Source organism: Brenneria nigrifluens DSM 30175 = ATCC 13028 (assembly GCF_005484965.1).
GTDB classification, from domain to species: Bacteria; Pseudomonadota; Gammaproteobacteria; order Enterobacterales; family Enterobacteriaceae; genus Brenneria; species Brenneria nigrifluens.
This window is the reverse complement of sequence record NZ_CP034036.1, coordinates 3,131,806-3,149,477: the sequence shown is the minus strand read 5'-3', so window position 1 is coordinate 3,149,477 and position 17,672 is coordinate 3,131,806. Positions and strand designations below refer to the sequence as shown.

Below are 17,672 nucleotides of genomic sequence, written 5' to 3'. Positions count from 1 at the left end.
ACGCGCTCCGCGGTATCGCCGCGGGGCCAGACGCTCCGCCCGTCGTTTTCGGGGCGCGTGCTCGCTGTCCAACCATAAACATCACTGTACGGATGATGAGGAGGTGAACAGGTGGCAAGACGCACAAAAGTTGCGGCGGAGAAGACCCGCGAACAGATTCTGGACGCGGCGGAACTTTGTTTCCGCGATGTCGGCGTGGCGCGTACCACGCTGCAAATGGTGGCGGCGCGGGCCGGATGCACCCGCGGCGCCATTTACTGGCACTTCAATAAAAAACACCAACTTCTGCGGCAGGTTATCGAACGATCGCCCATGCGGTTCATCGCCGAACTGGAGACGATCGCCTACGGTAATGTTCCCGAATCGGTGGAGTCTGTGCGCCGTTGCCTGCTGCGGAGTCTGAGCGATCTTCAGGGGGATCGACATTTGCGCAATGTTATTGAGATTATGCTCTTCCGTGGCGAATGTCCCACTGAGATGCGCGGTGAATTCGCGCCGGGAAAGGAGGGTGCGGATAAATTGATGCTATGGCTACGCCATATTTTCGAGTCTGGCAAATTACACGGAGAAATAACTACGCCTGTGCGTGCGCAAACGCTGGCCTGCCTGGTTTATTTTGTTTTTTGCGGCGCGCTGAAAAATTGCATTTTAATGCCGAAGAACAGTTGGACGATAGAGGAGGGAATCATCGCGCTGGATATACTGTTTGATATTATCGGCGCCGATGTGAGGATACAATACGAATAAAAGGCGTCGCCGCGCATAACAATCTGACGTTAATATATACCATGACCGCACGCCGATCATGTCATGCGGGTGTTGATTGGCAGGGGTTATTTTTAAGATGGAATTATTTTCCGACAAGACGGGTGATGAAGGGTTGCCGGGCCATGAACGTCGTTTAGCCATGACGGCGGTGATGACGATGACGGCGATGGCCGTATTTGACGGATCTATGGTGAATATCGCGTTGCCGCAGATAGCGCGGGCGCTGAACGTTTCCGCAGGATCCGCTATCTGGGTTTCCAACGGCTATCTTTTATCGGTCGCCATGACGCTGGCGATATTTGCGGCGCTTGCCACCCGGTTTGGGTTTCGGGCGTTGTTTGCCATCGGTCTCAGCGTGTTCACTCTGGCGTCGCTGGGCTGCGTAATGTCATCGTCGCTCGAGATGCTTATCGCCATGCGGCTGCTGCAAGGTATTGGCGGTGCGGCGACGCTGAGTATCGGTCCCGCCATTCTCCGATCGGTTTTTCCAAACCGCTTGCTGGGACGAATACTGGGCCTGAATGCCTTGCTGGTTGCGGCCAGCACGGCCATTGCCCCCATACTGGGCGGTACGCTGTTGTCGGCCATGAGCTGGCAATGGTTATTTGCCATCAATATTCCGTTAGGCATTATCGCGTTGACGCTCACCCTGCATGTGATCCCCGGCAAACCGTCCCCGGCGCGCGAACCGTTCGATATCGCGGGAGCCATTCTGTCTGCAACCATGTTGGGCGCGCTTATCATGACGGCGAGAACCTTTTCCCAACCGGGGGATGGGGCGCTTTCATTTAATACGCTGACGACGGCCGTTGCTTATGGATTAACCGCCGTCATCGCCGGCCTGGCTTTCGTCTGGCGTCAGCGCCGCGCGCCGAAGCCGCTTCTTCCTCTCGACATGTTCGCGTCCTCACGGTTTTCACTGGCGGCGTTAACCTCCCTGACATCGTTTGTCAGCCAGGGTATTACCTTCGTTGCATTGCCGTTCTTGTTCCAGAGCGTTTATGGCTACAGCGCGTTTGTTTCGGCGCTGCTTTTTATTCCCTGGCCGATAGGCATCATCCTGGCGGCGCCCTATGCCGGACGGCTAGCCGACCGCTATCCGCCGGCGATCATCTCTTCTGTGGGGCTATGCCTGTTCGCCATTGGGCTGGCGCTGCTGGCGCAACTGCCCGAGCACGCGCAGATGTGGGATATCGGCGTTCGTAGCTTGTTGTGCGGCATTGGGTTCGGTTGTTTTCAAAGTCCCAATAATCGCGAAATATTGTCGAACGCTTCCCGTGAAAACAGCGGCTACGCGTCAGGCGTGCTGGCGATAATGCGTACTTTCGGCCAATGTCTGGGCGCGGCTTTTATCGGGATTATTCTGTCGGCGTATGTTCAATCCGACGGCGACCCCCTGAATATAGCGGCACAGGAGGGGCAGGCGGTTCGACTGAGTCTTTGGATGGCGGCCGCCGTCACGATGTTGGCTATCGCCATTAGCGTTAGCCGCACGCGGAATGCGCGCGGCTAACCGCAGGTCCAACCATACGGCAACCGAATCAGTGGGGTCGCTAAGGCGGTCATTTAATAGATCGTCCGATAAAGGGCCGTGATATCGTCGATATTGGTTTGACGGGGATTACCGCCCGTACAGACATCGTCAAGCGCGGCCTGCGCCAGCGCCGGGATGTCCTGTTCCTGCAGGCCGACTTCGCTCAGGCGCGCCGGGATCCCCACGTCGCGGCAGAGCGACTTCACCGCGTCGATCGCCGCTGTCCTTACCTGCTCAATCGTCATGGATGCTGCTTTACCCACGCCCATCGCCACGGCGATCGCCCGGAATTTTTCACCAGTATATGCGGCGTTATATTCCATAATATGTGGCAGCAGGATGGCGTTGGCGACGCCATGAGGGGTGTTGTAAAACGCCCCTAACGGGTGCGCCATGCCATGCACCAGCCCAAGACCGACGTTGGAGAATCCCATGCCGGCGATATATTGCCCTAACGCCATGTCATCGACTCCCTGGGGATCGCCCTGGACCGAGGCGCGCAGCGAACGTGAGATGATTTCAATTGCTTTCAGATGAAACATATCGGTTAATTCCCACGCTGCCTGGGTGGTGTACCCTTCAATTGCATGGGTCAGGGCGTCAACGCCGGTTGCGGCCTTAAGGGAAGCCGGCATGCTTGACATCATGTCCGGGTCGATAATCGCCACCAACGGGATGTCGTGGGGATCGACGCATACGAATTTACGCCGTTTCTCCTCATCGGTGATGACATAATTGATCGTTACCTCGGCAGCTGTGCCGGCCGTGGTGGGAATGGCTATTATCGGGACGCTGGGGGAGGCGGTTGCGGCCACCCCTTCCAGGCTAACCACGTCGGCAAAATCGGGATTATTGATAATGATGCCGATGGCCTTGCTCGTATCCTGAGGTGAACCTCCGCCAATAGCGATCAGATAATCCGCCTGCGCCGCTTTGAAAGCGGCCACGCCGCGTTTTACCATACTGATGGTTGGGTTGGGCAATACTTCATCAAAAACCTCGAAATCAACCCCCTCTTTTTCTAATAGCGCAAACACGCGCGTAGCAACTTTTACACGGATTAATTCCTGATCTGTAACAATTAACGCTTTTTTATAACCGTGTGATTTCGCTTCATCAATAATATGCGAAATCGCGCCGCGGCCAAAATAGGAAGTTTGATTTAAAATTATACGATTAGTCATGGTTTTAACCTTGAGTTAATGAAAGTTATATTCCTTAATGAATAAATAGCTGGCAGTAGTCTGAATTTTTAAATTCTTTATTTTAGTAGGTTAAACCGATTACCACTATCTGACCTTCCTCTTATTGCCACTTTATATTCAATAGTGGCAATATTTTAAAGATTAATTTTAGCATATGGAAAAACTTCCTGAGCTGATTGGTCTGCTCTGTCAAAGCTAATATTCGTTATGTATATCTGCTACATGGTATTTTTTCTATAAAATCCTTTCAGACTGAATGTTTTTTTATTTCCTGTTACGCGTGATTTTGAATAAACGATCATGTTTTTTAGGCTGTTGTTTTTATCTCAAGGTAAAAATAGTGTTTTTGTGAGCGTTATCACTTCTATCTTTATTTAAATGCCATATCGCCTGACGATATGGCATCGATAAGAAGGTTTGGGTGAGTTTTATAATTAATATAAAAATATGTTTATAAAGTTATTTTTATTAAAACATCACTACATCCTGAAATTTTATTTCTGAGGAATTTTTAAATGGGTAGTTCAATCATGCTCGGTATTTTTTGGCACCTTGTGGGGGCCGCTTCCGCGGCTTGTTTTTATGCGCCATTTAAAAAGGTCCGGCAATGGAGTTGGGAGACAATGTGGTCGCTGGGCGGTTTTTTCTCCTGGCTGGTCTTGCCTTGGTCCATCAGCGCTATCCTGCTTCCTGACTTCTGGGGCTATTTCTCTTCATTTCCCTTGTCGACATTGCTGCCGGTATTTCTTTTTGGCGCCATGTGGGGCATCGGTAATGTCAATTACGGCCTGACGATGCGTTATCTCGGTATGTCTATGGGGATCGGCATCGCCATCGGTATTACCCTGATTGTCGGGACGCTCATGACTCCCATTCTGCAAGGCAAGTTCGGTGTAATGATCCGTTCTACCGGAGGCCAAATTACCCTGGCGGGGGTATTCGTCGCGCTGGCAGGCGTCGCTATCGTCAGCTATGCCGGCGTCTTGAAGGAACGCGCATTAGGTATCAGCACGGAAGAATTCAACCTTAAAAAGGGTCTGGTGCTGGCTGTCATGTGCGGCGTTTTTTCCGCAGGCATGTCATTTGCCATGGATGCCGCGGTGCCGATGCACGAGGAGGCAAAAAACGTTGGCATCAGCCCGCTCTATGTGGCCTTGCCAAGTTACGTGGTGATCATGGGCGGCGGCGCCATCGTCAACCTGTGTTATTGCTTTGTCCGGCTGGCCATCAAACCGGAGTTGTCGCTGAAGGCCGATTTATCCCTGGGCAAATCGTTGCTGTTGGCGAATGCGCTATTCTCCATCCTCGGCGGGGTGATGTGGTATCTGCAATTTTTCTTTTACGCCTGGGGTCACGCCAATATCCCGTCTGAATTCCATTATGTCAGTTGGATGCTGCATATGAGCTTCTATGTACTGTGCGGCGGTATTGTCGGGCTGCTGTTGAAAGAGTGGGGGGGCGTGGGTAAAAAACCGATTCGAGTGCTGAGTCTCGGCGCGCTGGTGATCATTCTGGCCGCCAATATCGTCGGCCTTGGCATCGCATCCTGAAGAAAGTGGGGAAATTACTTATGACCATACGTAATCTCGCCGCCATTGACCTCGGCGCCTCAAGCGGAAGGGTGATGCTGGCTCGCTGGGACGCCGATCGGCAAAAATTGACGCTGAATGAAATACATCGTTTTACCAACGGCTTTAAGCAGGTGGCGGGTCATGACTGTTGGGATCTTGATCGGCTGGAACGGGAAATCCTGACCGGGCTGACGCTGTTGGATAATGATTCGTGCCGTCTGGATGGTATTGGCATCGATACCTGGGGGGTGGATTATGTTTTGCTGGACGAGCAGGGCGAGCGGGTTGGCGAGGCGGTTTCCTACCGCGACCATCGAACGGACGGGGTAATGACCAGAGTTACCGCCGAACTGGGGTATAAGACGCTCTACCGTCATACCGGGATTCAATTTTTACCGTTCAATACCCTGTATCAGTTGAAAGCATTGAGTGAACGGCAAGCGGAAACGATCGCCAAAGCTGCGCATTTTGTGATGATCCCGGATTATTTCACCTATCGCCTGACCGGTAAGCTCAACCGCGAGTACACCAACGCCAGTACGACTCAGCTGCTTAATCTGGAAAACGGCGACTGGGATCAGAGCTTGCTTGATTATCTGGGCATTCCCCGCCGTTGGTTCGGCACGCCTCGCCTGCCGGGAAACACCGTCGGCGAATGGCGATGCCCCTCCGGTCAAGCGGTGCCGGTTATTGCCGTCGCCAGTCACGATACCGCCAGTGCTGTCGTGGCGGCGCCGCTACGGGATCGGCATAGCGCTTATCTCAGTTCGGGAACCTGGTCGCTGATGGGATTCGAAAGCGATGTTCCTTATAACAATGAAACGGCGCTGGTAGCCAATATTACCAATGAAGGCGGCGTCAGCGGGACATTCCGGGTGCTGAAGAACATCATGGGACTGTGGTTGTTGCAAAGCGTCTGCCGGGAACTCGCGATCGCCGATTTGCCGGCCCTGATTGCCCGGGCGGCCGACCAGCCTCCCTTTTCCAGCCTGATCAATCCCAACGATGAACGCTTCCTTAATCCGCCGTCCATGGTACAAGCCATTCGCGATGCCTGCCGGGAAACCGATCAACCGGCGCCGAAAGATAACGCTGCGCTGGCGCGGGTTATTCTGGACAGTCTGGCTTTATGCTACCGTCAGGTTTTACAGGAGTTGAGCTCGCTTCGCGGCGCTGAACTTAACCACCTTTATATCGTCGGCGGCGGTTGCCAGAACCAGTTGCTTAATCAACTCTGCGCGGATATTTGCCAGATCCCGGTAACCGCCGGTCCGGTGGAAGCGACAGCCTTGGGCAACGTAGGTTGCCAATTAATGACATTGGGCGACGTGGCCGATCTCGCCTGCTGGCGTCGAATAGTGGAGCGCAGCTTCCCGACACGGCGCTATTTACCACGGACATTCCCTGAGTTTTCCGTGGTATGGCAACGTTTCCGGGTAATTTGTACTTCATCAAAGAAAACGGAAAATGAAAGGTTACGCTGAACAAGCCTGGATACTGGCGGTACAAGGTTTCGCAGATGATGGTTTATCCTCTGAGCCCGGCGCCGCTTTAACGCAGGTCATGGGCCTAAAATGTCAGAATTTGCGTACCATCCATCCGTATGGGGTCATCAATGGTTACGGTGAAATGCCGGCTTCTTCACTATAGGGGCTTTTGGCCGTATGATCTTTCTGAAATCGCTGGCGATACTCCCGTGGCGATACGCCGAAAGAGTGGTTGAAAACCACCGAAAAATAATTGCTATCGTCAAAACCACAGCGCTTCGCCACTTCGCCGATGGTCTGCTGTCCGTGCCGCAGCAGATCCATGGCTTTGCACAACCGCAATTGCCGCAAATAGAGGTTAACGCCGATACCTGTCTGCTGTTTGAACACCGCCTTCAGGCGGCGGGCATTAAGCTGATGCTGTAGGCAGAAATCGTCCAGGCGGAAGGGTCGTTCAATGCTGACACGTAACGCGGTCAGCAGTAAATCCAGCTGTTCGGCGTCTGACAGTAACGGACTGTCGGGGGCGTGACGAAAGCGCTTTAGCAGTAACGCCACTTGCAAAAATAATGCTTCGCTCAATAAAACCGACACCGAATCGGTTTTCATGCATTCCCGCGCCAGCGCGTCAACCGCTCGGCGTAATACCTGCATGCCGGGGGTACTCAGGCGCCAGTATCGCTGTTCCTGCGGCACATCCTCACCGGGAAGCAGCGCATTCCAATCAGAACCCAGGGTTAGCCGGTGTCGACAATAAAGAATATTATCCAGCTCCAGCTCGTTAACCGACTCATAGCTATGGCGATCGCGGGCATTGACATAAAACAGATCGCCGCAGGTGATGGCATAGGGTACATCATTAAGGATGTGCAACCCGCTGCCGCGCCAGACAATTACCAACTCGTCAAAATCATGGCAATGCGTGGGGAATACCGGTTGAGGATAACGTTCCGCCACGGTAATCGCATGTTTATCCGACAGAAAATAATCGGAGGTATTTAGCTTCAGATTAGACACCTTCAATATCCTCCTCAGTTTCCGGGCAAGGGATAAAAAATGACATCACAGGGATAAAAGAAATTTGAGGCCGGCGGCAATTGTGCTTTTTTCTCGTCGGCTGGCGGCGAGATCAATGCTCGTTATTACGCAACATTTTAGGTGATTTGAAAAACTCGCGCCGGAATTGGGTGGAAAAATGATTACTGTCGCCAAAACCGCAGGCATGGGCTATCTCGGTAATGGTCTGGTCGCTCGTCAGCAGCCGTTTGCGGGCCTCCAGCAAACGGAGCCGGTTAAGATAACGCTGGGGCGTCATTCCTGTCTGCTGTTTTAACTGGCGGTGCAGCGTGCGCAACGGCAGTTGAAATTGCTCGGCAAGGGAAACCCAGTTTATATCGTTGCAGAAATTATGCTGTAGCCAGCGCAGCAAATCCTGTAGGCGCTGTTCACGGCCGCCTTGCCCCTGGTTTTGAAAGCGGCAACGACTCAGCATAATCAATAACTGCAAAAATAGTCCTTCGCTGGCCGCGATGCCCTCGGGAGAGGTATCCGCCGACAGGCCGGCCAGCGACTGGATAAACTGTTTGGCCCGTTGCATGTCCGCATGGTTAATCTGCCAGTTAACCTGGCTTTCCGGCAAGGTGTGGGACGGAAGAAAACGACTGATATCGGTTAAAAAACGAAAGCCGAGCGGCGAACGATAAAGCACATTCGTCATGATCAACTCATCGACATTCTCAAATAAATGATGATCATCCGCACGGATAAAGCATACGGTACCGCTATTTAATATATAAGGCTGATCGTTAAAAACGTGAGTGCCCGACCCCTTTTCCACCAGGACAATTTCCCAGAAATCGTGACAATGCTCAGGAAAAGCAGCCTGGGGTATGCGTGGTTCTATGGTAATTGTCGCGTCTTTGGAAATAAAGAAATCATCAGCGTAAAGTAGCGTCATATTTAGCTCCTCACCGTTATACAGGGTTTATATACCCGTCATACTTCAAGCTGCAGATGTGTTGGCTGCATTACTCGGCCCCTCCCTGGGACTCGCCCCGTTGGGGCCGCTGCAAGCAGCGTTCAAATCTGCTCCAGGCAGATTTGTCAGTCACCCGAATCACTTACTTAAGTAAACTCATCGGGATTAATGAGAGACATCCTGCTCTCACCGGAGGCCAACCGTTGGCTGGTCAAATTCGTTCCCGACGAATTTGTCCTTCCCTTGCCGCCTTCCTGCAACTCGAATTATTTAGGGTATAGTATGGTGCTTGACGCGGCTTCACCTTGAATAAATGAACGGCATAATCGATATTTCCGTTATTTTTTAAAGATCGGCCAGGAAATATTAAAATTTGCGTTGTGGATCACAGGGGGAGGGTTAGGTAATTCAATTCATTGTCCGCCGCTATATTTCATTTCCGGTATTACCACTTTGTGATCGAGTGCACATCCACCTTGATTATTCTGCCATTAGCCCCTTTATGCTGACATCCACCGGAAGGTCTCAGCGGATGATTGTTAATACACTACCGACCATAGAAAAAAGGGATTTTATAGTGGCCGTATGAAATGGCGGCGTATCAATAGGCCAATTTCCCTTACCCCCGGAACCTTGGATCGCCACACACCGGCATCGTTTATTGACGCCCTGCCATCTGAAAGAGGAAATAACATTATGAGTCAATCCATTGAACAAGCCTGGCAACTGGCGAAGGTGCGCTTTGCCGCCATCGGCGTCGATGCCGGGGAGGCGATGCGCCAGCTCGATCGTCTGCCGGTGTCGATGCACTGCTGGCAGGGCGATGACGTCGCCGGATTTGAAAACCCGGAAAGCGGTCTGAGCGGCGGCATCCAGGCCACCGGCAACTATCCGGGCAAAGCGCGCAACGCGGCCGAGCTGCGCGCCGATCTCGACCGGGCGTTAAGTCTGATCCCCGGCCCGAAACGTCTGAATCTGCATGCGATCTATCTGGAATCCGCCAGGCCTGTCGCACGCAATGAAATCAAACCCGAGCACTTTAAAAACTGGGTGGAATGGGCCAGGGGCAATAAAATGGGGCTGGATTTTAACCCGACATGCTTCTCTCACCCGCTGAGCGCTGATGGTTTTACGCTCTCGCACGCCAACGATGAAATCCGCCGGTTCTGGATTGAGCACTGCCAGGCCAGCCGAAGGATCTCCGCCTATTTCGGTGAGCAGCTCGGCACGCCGTCGGTGATGAACATCTGGATCCCGGACGGCATGAAGGATATCACCGTGGATCGCCTTGCCCCGCGCCAACGTCTGCTTGCCGCGCTGGATGAAATTATCGCCGAGAAGCTTAACCCGGCACATCATATCGACGCGGTCGAGAGCAAACTGTTCGGCATCGGCGCGGAAAGCTACACCGTCGGCTCCAACGAGTTTTACCTCGGTTACGCCGCCAGCCGTCAGACCGCGTTGTGTCTGGACGCCGGCCATTTCCACCCGACTGAAGTCATCTCCGATAAAATCTCCAGCGCAATCCTGTACGTACCGCGTCTGTTGCTGCACGTCAGCCGCCCGGTTCGCTGGGACAGCGACCACGTCGTGCTGCTGGATGATGAAACCCAGGCCATCGCCGGCGAGATCATTCGCCACGACCTGTTCGACCGCGTGCATATCGGCCTCGACTTCTTCGACGCTTCCATCAACCGTATCGCCGCCTGGGTTATTGGCACCCGGAATATGAAGAAAGCGCTGCTGCGCGCCCTGCTGGAGCCAACGGCGCAACTGCGCCGACTGGAGCAGGAGGGCGATTACACCGGCCGCCTTGCGCTGCTCGAAGAACAGAAATCGCTGCCGTGGCAGGCGGTGTGGGAAATGTATTGCCAGCAGCATGATACGCCGGCCGACGTTCAATGGCTGGCCGACGTACGGCGCTATGAAAAAGACATTTTGAGTCAACGCGGTTAATGGCGACAAGGAATTGATAATATGCAGAGCATCCTCAACGCCTGGTTTGTCGAAGGCATGATTAAAGCAACATCGGACGCCTGGCTGAAAGGCTGGGATGAACGCAACGGCGGCAACATCACCCTGCGTTTAAGCGCGGACGACATCGCCCCCTATCAGGCGGATTTTCATCAACAACCACGTTACATCGCGTTAAGCCGGCCGATGCCGGATTTGGCCGACACGCCGTTTATCGTCACCGGTTCCGGCAAGTTTTTCCGCAACGTACAGCTTGATCCCGCCGGCAATATTGGCGTGGCGCGGGTAGACGGCAACGGAAGCGGCTACCACATTTTATGGGGGCTGGAGAACGGCGCTGTACCGACGTCCGAACTGGCGTCACACTTCCAGTCGCACAGCGTTCGCATTAACGCAACCGGCGGTAAGGATCGCGTGATCATGCATTGCCACGCGACTAACCTGATTGCCCTGACCTACGTACTGGAAAACGACAGCGACATCATTACCCGCAAACTGTGGGAAGGCAGCACCGAGTGCCTGGTGGTGTTTCCCGACGGCGTGGGCATTCTGCCGTGGATGGTGCCGGGCACCGATGAGATAGGCGCCGCGACCGCCGGCGAGATGACAAAGCACTCCCTGGTATTGTGGCCGTTCCATGGCGTATTTGGCAGCGGCCCGACGCTCGACGAGACATTCGGCCTGATCGATACCGCCGAGAAGTCCGCCGAGGTACTGGTGAAAGTGATTTCCATGGGCGGCATGAAGCAGACCATCAGCCGGGATGAACTGATCGCCCTCGGTAAGCGTTTTGGCGTTACGCCGCTGCGCTCGGCTCTGGATGTCGAGTAGCGGCTGACACTTACCGCGTTAACCTCATTAATAGAGATTATCGGTTCTCGCTCTTTTATGTAGAGCTATTCAAGAATCGGCGATTTTGCGGGGGTGGATGTCGGCTTGAGACTGCGGATTTGCGCGTTGGAAAGGGAAATAGGGGGGGCACTCCATTATCGAACCAACCTGACCCCAAATCTGACCACCTTTTTTTCCCGATGCGGAGGGAAAACCAGCAACGCATCGGGAAGGTTTTTCACGCTAACCTATTGAATCAATGTACAAATAGGGATTCGCAAGGATACATGAAAACAAGTAGATGGCTCCTCTGACTGGACTCGAACCAGTGACATACGGATTAACAGTCCGCCGTTCTACCGACTGAACTACAGAGGAATCGTGTGAACGGGGCGCATCATAACGGGGTGTATCGCGCATGTCAAAGGCGGCGACCATATATTTGAACCGTTCGGCGAGAGAATGTGCAATCTGCGGGAATTTATCCCGCCGTCCGGTATCGGGCGTCCGCGCACCCGATACCGGCGCCGGCTATTTATTCGCCGGTTCGTTATCCGCCAGCACAAACATCCCGTAGGGGTGAATCTGTAAAAAGTAACTATCCCCCGGATTCGGCTGGAGCTGGGTGGCGTTGACCTGCAATAGCAGGGGTTGTCCGTGCCACTCCACCTGCACTTCGTATTGCGGCCCCATATAGGCGACCTGGGTAATGGTGCAGCGCTGGCTTTCCTCGCCTTGCAGGCCGAGGGTGATGGCTTCCGGGCGCACGCCGACCGTGCATTCGCCCGCGCCGTCGGCGAAGCCTGGCGGGCGCGGCAGTTTATAGCCGTAAATAGCCACGCTGTCATCGGCGATCGCCGCCGGGAAGATGTTGGCATCCCCCATAAAGCTGGCCATAAAGTGAGACGCCGGCTGGCGATACAGCTCCTGCGGCGCGCCCAGCTGCATGATTTTGCCTTTGTTCATCACCAGCACCATATCGGAAACCGCAAAGGCTTCGCTCTGGTCGTGCGTGACGTACAGCGAGGTGATATTGAACTGCTGCTGAAGCTCGCGGATTTTCTCGCGCATGCTGCGGCGCAGGTTGGCGTCCAGGTTGCTCAGCGGTTCATCAAACAGTAAAACCTTGGGCTTGAGGATTAACGCGCGGGCCAGCGCCACCCGCTGCTGTTGGCCGCCGGAGATCTGGTCGACAAAACGATCGGCGAACCCGTCCAGGTCCACCAGCGCCAGCGCCTCTTTTACCCGCTGGTTAATTTCCGCCTTTGGGCGCCCGAGCATTTTCAGCCCGTAGCCAATGTTTTCCCCCAGCGACATATGCGGAAAAAGGGCGTAGGACTGAAACACCATACAGATGTCGCGCTGCTGAATGGAGCGTTCGGTCACGTCTTCGTCGTCGATAAGGATGCGGCCTTCCGTCGGTTTTTCCAGTCCGGCGACCAGGCGGAGTACGGTGGTTTTGCCACAGCCGGAGGGGCCGAGCAGCGTGACCATTTTCCCTTGCGGAATGGCCAGATTGAGGTCGTCAATAACGGTGTTGTGTCCGAAACGTTTGGTGACGTGTTTCAGTTCAACAAAGTTCTTATGACGGGCGCCCTGTGGGCCGGCGTTAAATGAGGTTGCCGGCGCTTGTTGGTTTGCAGTATTCAAGGTAATCACTCCGCTTAGTCGCTGTTCTGGGCTTTGGAGCGGGAAACCCGCGCTTCGCCGACCAGGTAGTCGAACAGGAAAATAATGGCCAGCATCACCACAATCAGAATGGAGCCGTAGGCAATCGCCATGCCGTATTCACCGTCTTCCACCCGGTTCAGAATGTAGGAGGTGGCGACCCGGGTGTCCGGCGTCACCAGAAAGATAATGGCGCTGACGGTGGTGACGGCGCGCACAAAGCTGTAAATCAGCGCCGACAGGATCGCCGGGCGCAGCAGCGGCAGCAGGATATAAAACACGGTGCGCATCGATCCCGCCCGCAGGCTGAGCGACGCCTCATCCAGCGATTTATCCAACTGGCCCAGCCCGGCGATCCCGGCGCGGATGCCGACGGGCACGTTGCGCATCACCATCGAGATAATCACGATGGCCGCGGTGCCCGTCAGATATATCGGCGCGTTGTTAAACGCCAGAATATAAGAGACCCCGGCCACGGTGCCCGGCACGGCGAAGCACAGCATGGTGGTGAACTCGATGGTCTTCTTGCCATGAAACTGCTGGCGCACCACGATGTAGGCAATCAGCAGCCCGAACAGCGCGGTGATTGGCGCGGCAATGCCGGCGAACAGCAGGGTATCGAGCATGGAGGGCCAGGCGCCTTCGCTGAAGCCCTGTCCGAACAGCTTGCTGAAGTTGGCCAGCGTCAGGGTGTAGTCGACCCCCCAGTTAACGGTGAAGCTGCCGTAGAAAATGCTGCCGTACAGCAGGAAGTTAAAGGCAATCCACAAATAGAGCAGAATACTGACGATCCACACCAGCGATACCGGCAGCGGCTGAACGTCCCCGCGGTAGGATTTCCCGGAGATGGTGACGTAGGAACGTTTGCCGATCCACAGGTACTGGATACAGAATACCGCCAGGGAGAACAGCAGCAGGATCACCCCCAGCGTGCTGGCCGCCTGATAATCCAGTTGGGCGCCGACGATATAGAAATAGATCTGGGTGGCGAGAACGTCGAAGTTGCCGCCCAGCACCAGCGGGTTGCTGAAGTCCGCCAGCGACTGCACGATAACGATCAGGAATGAGTTGGCCAGCGCCGGTTTCAGCAGCGGCAGAAAGACGCGCCGAAAGGTCTGCCAGCGGTTGGCGCGCAGCGTATAGGAGGCTTCCTCCAGCGACGGATGGATGGTTTTAATCGCCCCTTCGAGGATCATAAACGACATCGGGGTAAAGGCGAGAACCTGCGCCAGCCAGATGCCGGTAAAGCCGTAGAGCCAGTTGGTGTTGGTTAATCCGAACCAGTCGACCATCAGTTCGGTAACGTAGCCGGAGCGCCCCATCATCAGGGTCACCCCCAGCCCGACCACGAACGGCGGCGTAACGATGGGCAGGATGGAGAATACCCGGCTGATAATGGCGGAGCGCCGGGCGATGCGCGAGGTGTAGATGGCCAGTACCATACCGAAAAAGGTACAGCCGACGCCAACCGCCACCGACAGCATGAACGAGTTGCCGATCACCTGTAAAATATGGGCTTGCTTCAGTATCTGCATAAACAGCAGCGGCGCGAACTCGCCGCTGCTGTTGGTGAACATGGGGATGAAAATGGCGATGCTGGGGTAAAGAATAAATACCCCGATCAGCGCAATGATGCCGACCAGCGAGCCAATAACGAACCGATCGCCGCCCAGCCAGTCAAGGCGCGACAGCGACAGGGTGATGATGGCCCCCAGCGCGATAAACAGCGCGATGGTGGCGTAACCCATGCCCCGACCTTCAATGGCGGAGCCGATCACCACGAAGAGGGCGCAGAACAGCGCGTAGGCCGCGTCAGCGCGATGCCGCCCGCGCCGTTCGCGGCCGGCGGCCGCCCGCGGGCGAAGCAACAGGCCGAGCGGCAGCGCAAACCACAGCAGGCTGACGTTCAGGCTTGACCAACTGTAGGCCTCCAGCAGTTCATCACGCGAGACGTCAAACAGGCCGTAATCCAGGCTCCAGGCCGGCAGCAGCAGAAAGGAGGCCGCTATCAGCGCCAGCCACAGAAAGACGGGGTCTCGTTTGCGCGGCGGCGCTAGTGTTAAGGTGTGTGACATGATGGATTCCCTGGTGTTGTCATTATTCATTAAGCGGGATTGTTATTAGTATTTAATGGCGTCGGGCCGGCGGATAAGCCGATGGCGGCAGCCATGCCGTTTGCGCATTATCCGCCGGACATTGCCCCATAAACGGCTATTTCCCCATTTTTACTTCGTTAACCCATTTGGAGATCAGCTCCTTACGCACGTTCGCCGCGCCGTATTTATCCATGTCGTAGTTGATCAGCTTCAGGTCCTGCAGCTTCAGCGACAGCGGCGACGTCTCGGCGGTGGTGTTGGTCAGGATCTGGTAGGACTGGCCTTTCTTCCAGGAGAGCTCCTGGGCCTCTTTCGATAAGGCCCAGTCCACGAACAGCTTGGCGTTATCCAGATTACGCGCGCCTTTCAGGATGCTGACCCCGCCGATTTCGTAACCGGTGCCCTCACAGGGGGAGACCAGCGTCAACGGCGCGCCTTTCTCTTTTTCCAGCGAGTAGTCATGCAGAAAACCGATGCCGATGGCGGTTTCGCCGCGCGCGGCGTTGCGCGCCGGGGCGATGCCGGATTTGGTGTATTGCGAAACGTTGGCGTTGAGTTTTTTCAGGTAGTCAAAGGCCTGATCCTCGCCCCACAGCTGCGAGAAGGTGGCCAGCGCGGTATAGGCGGTGCCGGAGCTTTGCGGATCGGCGATCTGGATTTCGCCTTTGTAGACGGGATCGGTCAAGTCCTTCCAGCATTGCGGCACCGGCAGATTTTTCTCTTTCAGGCGATTGGTGTTGACGCCAAAGCCCAGGATCCCCACGTACACGGCGGAAGAGTAGTTGCCCTTGCGTTTGGCCGGGTCGCGGAACTGCGGCATGATTTGCTCAAGATTGGCGGACTGGTAGGGTTCAAGCAGATCCATTTCTCCCGCCTGAGACTGCGGATCCAGCGTACCGCCGTACCAGACGTCCGCCTGGGGGTTTCTTTTCTCCGCCTCGACCTTCGCCAGCGTACTGCCGGAACCGTTGCGGATAAACGAGGTTCTGACGTCATATTTTGCCCCGAACGCCTTGGCTTCCTCCTCGCAGAAGGCGTTGGTGGCGCTACAGTAAATCACCAGGCGTCCGGCGGCCTGCGCGCTGGTCGCGGCGGCGGCCAGCGTTAGCCCGGCGGCAATCAGAGAGGTAAGGGTAGTCAGTTTCATTATGTTTTCCTTTCTTAGGGTATTGAGGTTACAGCGATTTCATCGTTTCCCGCTGGCTGATGCCCGCCATCAGCAGCGGCATCAGCAACAGCCCGATGCAGGCCGACGCCAGCGCCAGCAGGGTGAAAAACCCGGACCAGCCGGCGTGGTGCAACACCTGGGCCAGCGGCCAGCCCGCCAACGCCGCGCTCAGATAGGCGAACAGAGCCAGAAAACCGGTGACGGTGCCGGCCGCGTCCTTATGGCTATACTCGGCGGCCGCCAGACCGATCAGCATTTGCGGGCCGAAAACGAAAAAGCCGATGCTGAAAAAACAGGCCGCCAGCAGCGGATAATGATGCACCGGCGCCAGCCACAGCGCGCTCATGGTCAGAAACAGCCCCAGCGCGAACAGCAGGATCATCGGGGCGCGCTGGCCGCGAAACAGCAGGTCCGATCCCCAGCCGGCAAACAGCGCGCCGGCCAGGCCGCCCAGTTCAAACAGCGACAGCGTGGCGTTGGCGCTGAGCAGGTTGAAACCGTGGTTTTCCGCCAGCCAGATATTGCCCCAGTCATTCAGGGCGATGCGGATCAGGTACACCAGAATGTAGGAAACCCCCAGCAGCCAGATGGTGCGGTTGCCCAGGATCGTCTCCCGCAGAATTTGCCTCATCGGCATCGGCGGACTTTGCTGTTCCTGGCGGATTTCCAGCGCGTCGCGCCGCCACTGGCCGACGCTCGGCAGCCCCTGTTGCTGCGGCTTGTCGCACAGCTGGCGGCACAGCCACAGCCCAATCAGGATGCCGATGATGCCCGGCACCAGCAGCGCCGCCTGCCAGCCCCATTCCGCGGCCAGATAGCCCGCCAGTAAGGGCACCGCCGCTCCGCCGATATTGATCGAGGTGTTCCAGCATCCCCACCAGAAGCCGCGCTCGTTACGCGAATACCAGCTGGTCAGCAGTCTGGCGCACGGCGGCCAACCCCATCCCTGAAAGAAGCCGTTCAGCGCCCAGACCAGCAGCAGCCCGCCGAGCGACTGGCAAAACATAAACAAGATGTTCAATATGCCGGTGATCAGCAGCCCGACGCCCATAAACCAGCGCGCCTGACTGCGATCGCACACCATGCCGGAGATAAACTTCGATGCGCCGTAGCAAAGATAAAACAGCGTACCCAGCAGGCCGATATCGTCTTTCGTCAACCCCAGCTCCAACTGCATCACCGGCATGGTGAAATTGACGCTGCGCCGGGTCAGATAGAAGGTGGCGTAGCCGATAATCATCGATACCAGCAGGCGCGGCCGCCAGTAACGGTAGCGCTGGCTGATTTGTGTCGCTGAAAGCGTGGTTGCCTGCATGGGGATCTCCGTCGCATTGAGGGAAGAGTAGGGGGAAGCAAGGGAAAAGGGATGAGATAAGGTTGTAGGGCGTTAGG

13 protein-coding genes and 1 tRNA gene are annotated in these 17,672 nt (G+C 55.5%); 6 read left to right on the top strand and 8 right to left on the bottom strand.

The features are described 5' to 3' along the window. Window positions 1-111 precede the first annotated feature (111 nt). Both EH206_RS14685 and EH206_RS14680 read left to right on the top strand, forming a co-directional pair. Window positions 112-747, top strand: coding sequence for a TetR family transcriptional regulator (locus EH206_RS14685; RefSeq protein WP_009113610.1), 636 nt, complete (start codon window positions 112-114; stop codon window positions 745-747). Window positions 748-844: 97 nt separating this feature from the next. Beyond that, window positions 845-2,281, top strand: coding sequence for an MFS transporter (locus EH206_RS14680; RefSeq protein ID WP_009113609.1), 1,437 nt, complete (start codon window positions 845-847; stop codon window positions 2,279-2,281). 53 nt (window positions 2,282-2,334) lie between these two features. On the opposite strand, the gene fucO is transcribed toward EH206_RS14680, so the two are convergent. After that, entirely contained in the window at window positions 2,335-3,486 is a 1,152-nt protein-coding gene (gene fucO, locus EH206_RS14675) for a lactaldehyde reductase (protein WP_009113608.1), read from the bottom strand. A 536-nt stretch (window positions 3,487-4,022) separates the two neighbouring features. Here fucO and rhaT point away from each other — a divergent pair. Further along, window positions 4,023-5,057, top strand: coding sequence for an L-rhamnose/proton symporter RhaT (gene rhaT / locus EH206_RS14670; RefSeq protein WP_009113607.1), 1,035 nt, complete (start codon window positions 4,023-4,025; stop codon window positions 5,055-5,057). Window positions 5,058-5,077: 20 nt separating this feature from the next. Then, window positions 5,078-6,562 carry a rhamnulokinase gene (gene rhaB / locus EH206_RS14665; protein WP_009113606.1) on the top strand — a complete coding sequence of 495 codons (1,485 nt, stop codon included), beginning with the start codon at window positions 5,078-5,080 and terminating at the stop codon, window positions 6,560-6,562. A gap of 135 nt (window positions 6,563-6,697) precedes the next feature. On the opposite strand, the gene rhaR is transcribed toward rhaB, so the two are convergent. Both rhaR and rhaS read right to left on the bottom strand, forming a co-directional pair. Then, the gene (gene rhaR, locus EH206_RS14660) at window positions 6,698-7,582 is read right to left on the bottom strand and encodes an HTH-type transcriptional activator RhaR (RefSeq protein WP_009113605.1); all 885 of its coding nucleotides are present in this window, start codon (window positions 7,580-7,582) and stop codon (window positions 6,698-6,700) included. A 112-nt stretch (window positions 7,583-7,694) separates the two neighbouring features. Beyond that, entirely contained in the window at window positions 7,695-8,522 is an 828-nt protein-coding gene (rhaS, locus tag EH206_RS14655; protein ID WP_009113604.1) for an HTH-type transcriptional activator RhaS, read from the bottom strand. 717 nt (window positions 8,523-9,239) lie between these two features. Here rhaS and EH206_RS14650 point away from each other — a divergent pair. Then, window positions 9,240-10,499 (top strand): L-rhamnose isomerase, encoded by a 1,260-nt coding sequence (locus EH206_RS14650; protein ID WP_009113603.1) that lies wholly within the window; start codon window positions 9,240-9,242, stop codon window positions 10,497-10,499. Window positions 10,500-10,520: 21 nt separating this feature from the next. Continuing rightward, entirely contained in the window at window positions 10,521-11,348 is an 828-nt protein-coding gene (gene rhaD / locus EH206_RS14645) for a rhamnulose-1-phosphate aldolase (RefSeq protein WP_009113602.1), read from the top strand. 302 nt (window positions 11,349-11,650) lie between these two features. Here the strand turns inward: rhaD and EH206_RS14640 are convergent. The 5 genes from EH206_RS14640 to uhpC all read right to left on the bottom strand — a co-directional run bounded on the left by EH206_RS14640 (window position 11,651) and on the right by uhpC (window position 17,595). Continuing rightward, window positions 11,651-11,726 (bottom strand) — tRNA-Asn (locus EH206_RS14640). A gap of 153 nt (window positions 11,727-11,879) precedes the next feature. Then, complete coding sequence (gene fbpC / locus EH206_RS14635) at window positions 11,880-12,917, bottom strand: ferric ABC transporter ATP-binding protein (RefSeq protein ID WP_040343966.1); 1,038 nt, start codon at window positions 12,915-12,917, stop codon at window positions 11,880-11,882. Window positions 12,918-13,012: 95 nt separating this feature from the next. Continuing rightward, complete coding sequence (locus EH206_RS14630; protein ID WP_009113600.1) at window positions 13,013-15,091, bottom strand: ABC transporter permease; 2,079 nt, start codon at window positions 15,089-15,091, stop codon at window positions 13,013-13,015. Between the two features lie 136 nt (window positions 15,092-15,227). Next, entirely contained in the window at window positions 15,228-16,259 is a 1,032-nt protein-coding gene (locus EH206_RS14625) for an ABC transporter substrate-binding protein (protein ID WP_009113599.1), read from the bottom strand. A 28-nt stretch (window positions 16,260-16,287) separates the two neighbouring features. Then, window positions 16,288-17,595 carry an MFS transporter family glucose-6-phosphate receptor UhpC gene (uhpC, locus tag EH206_RS14620; protein WP_009113598.1) on the bottom strand — a complete coding sequence of 436 codons (1,308 nt, stop codon included), beginning with the start codon at window positions 17,593-17,595 and terminating at the stop codon, window positions 16,288-16,290. Between the last annotated feature and the right edge of the window lie 77 nt (window positions 17,596-17,672).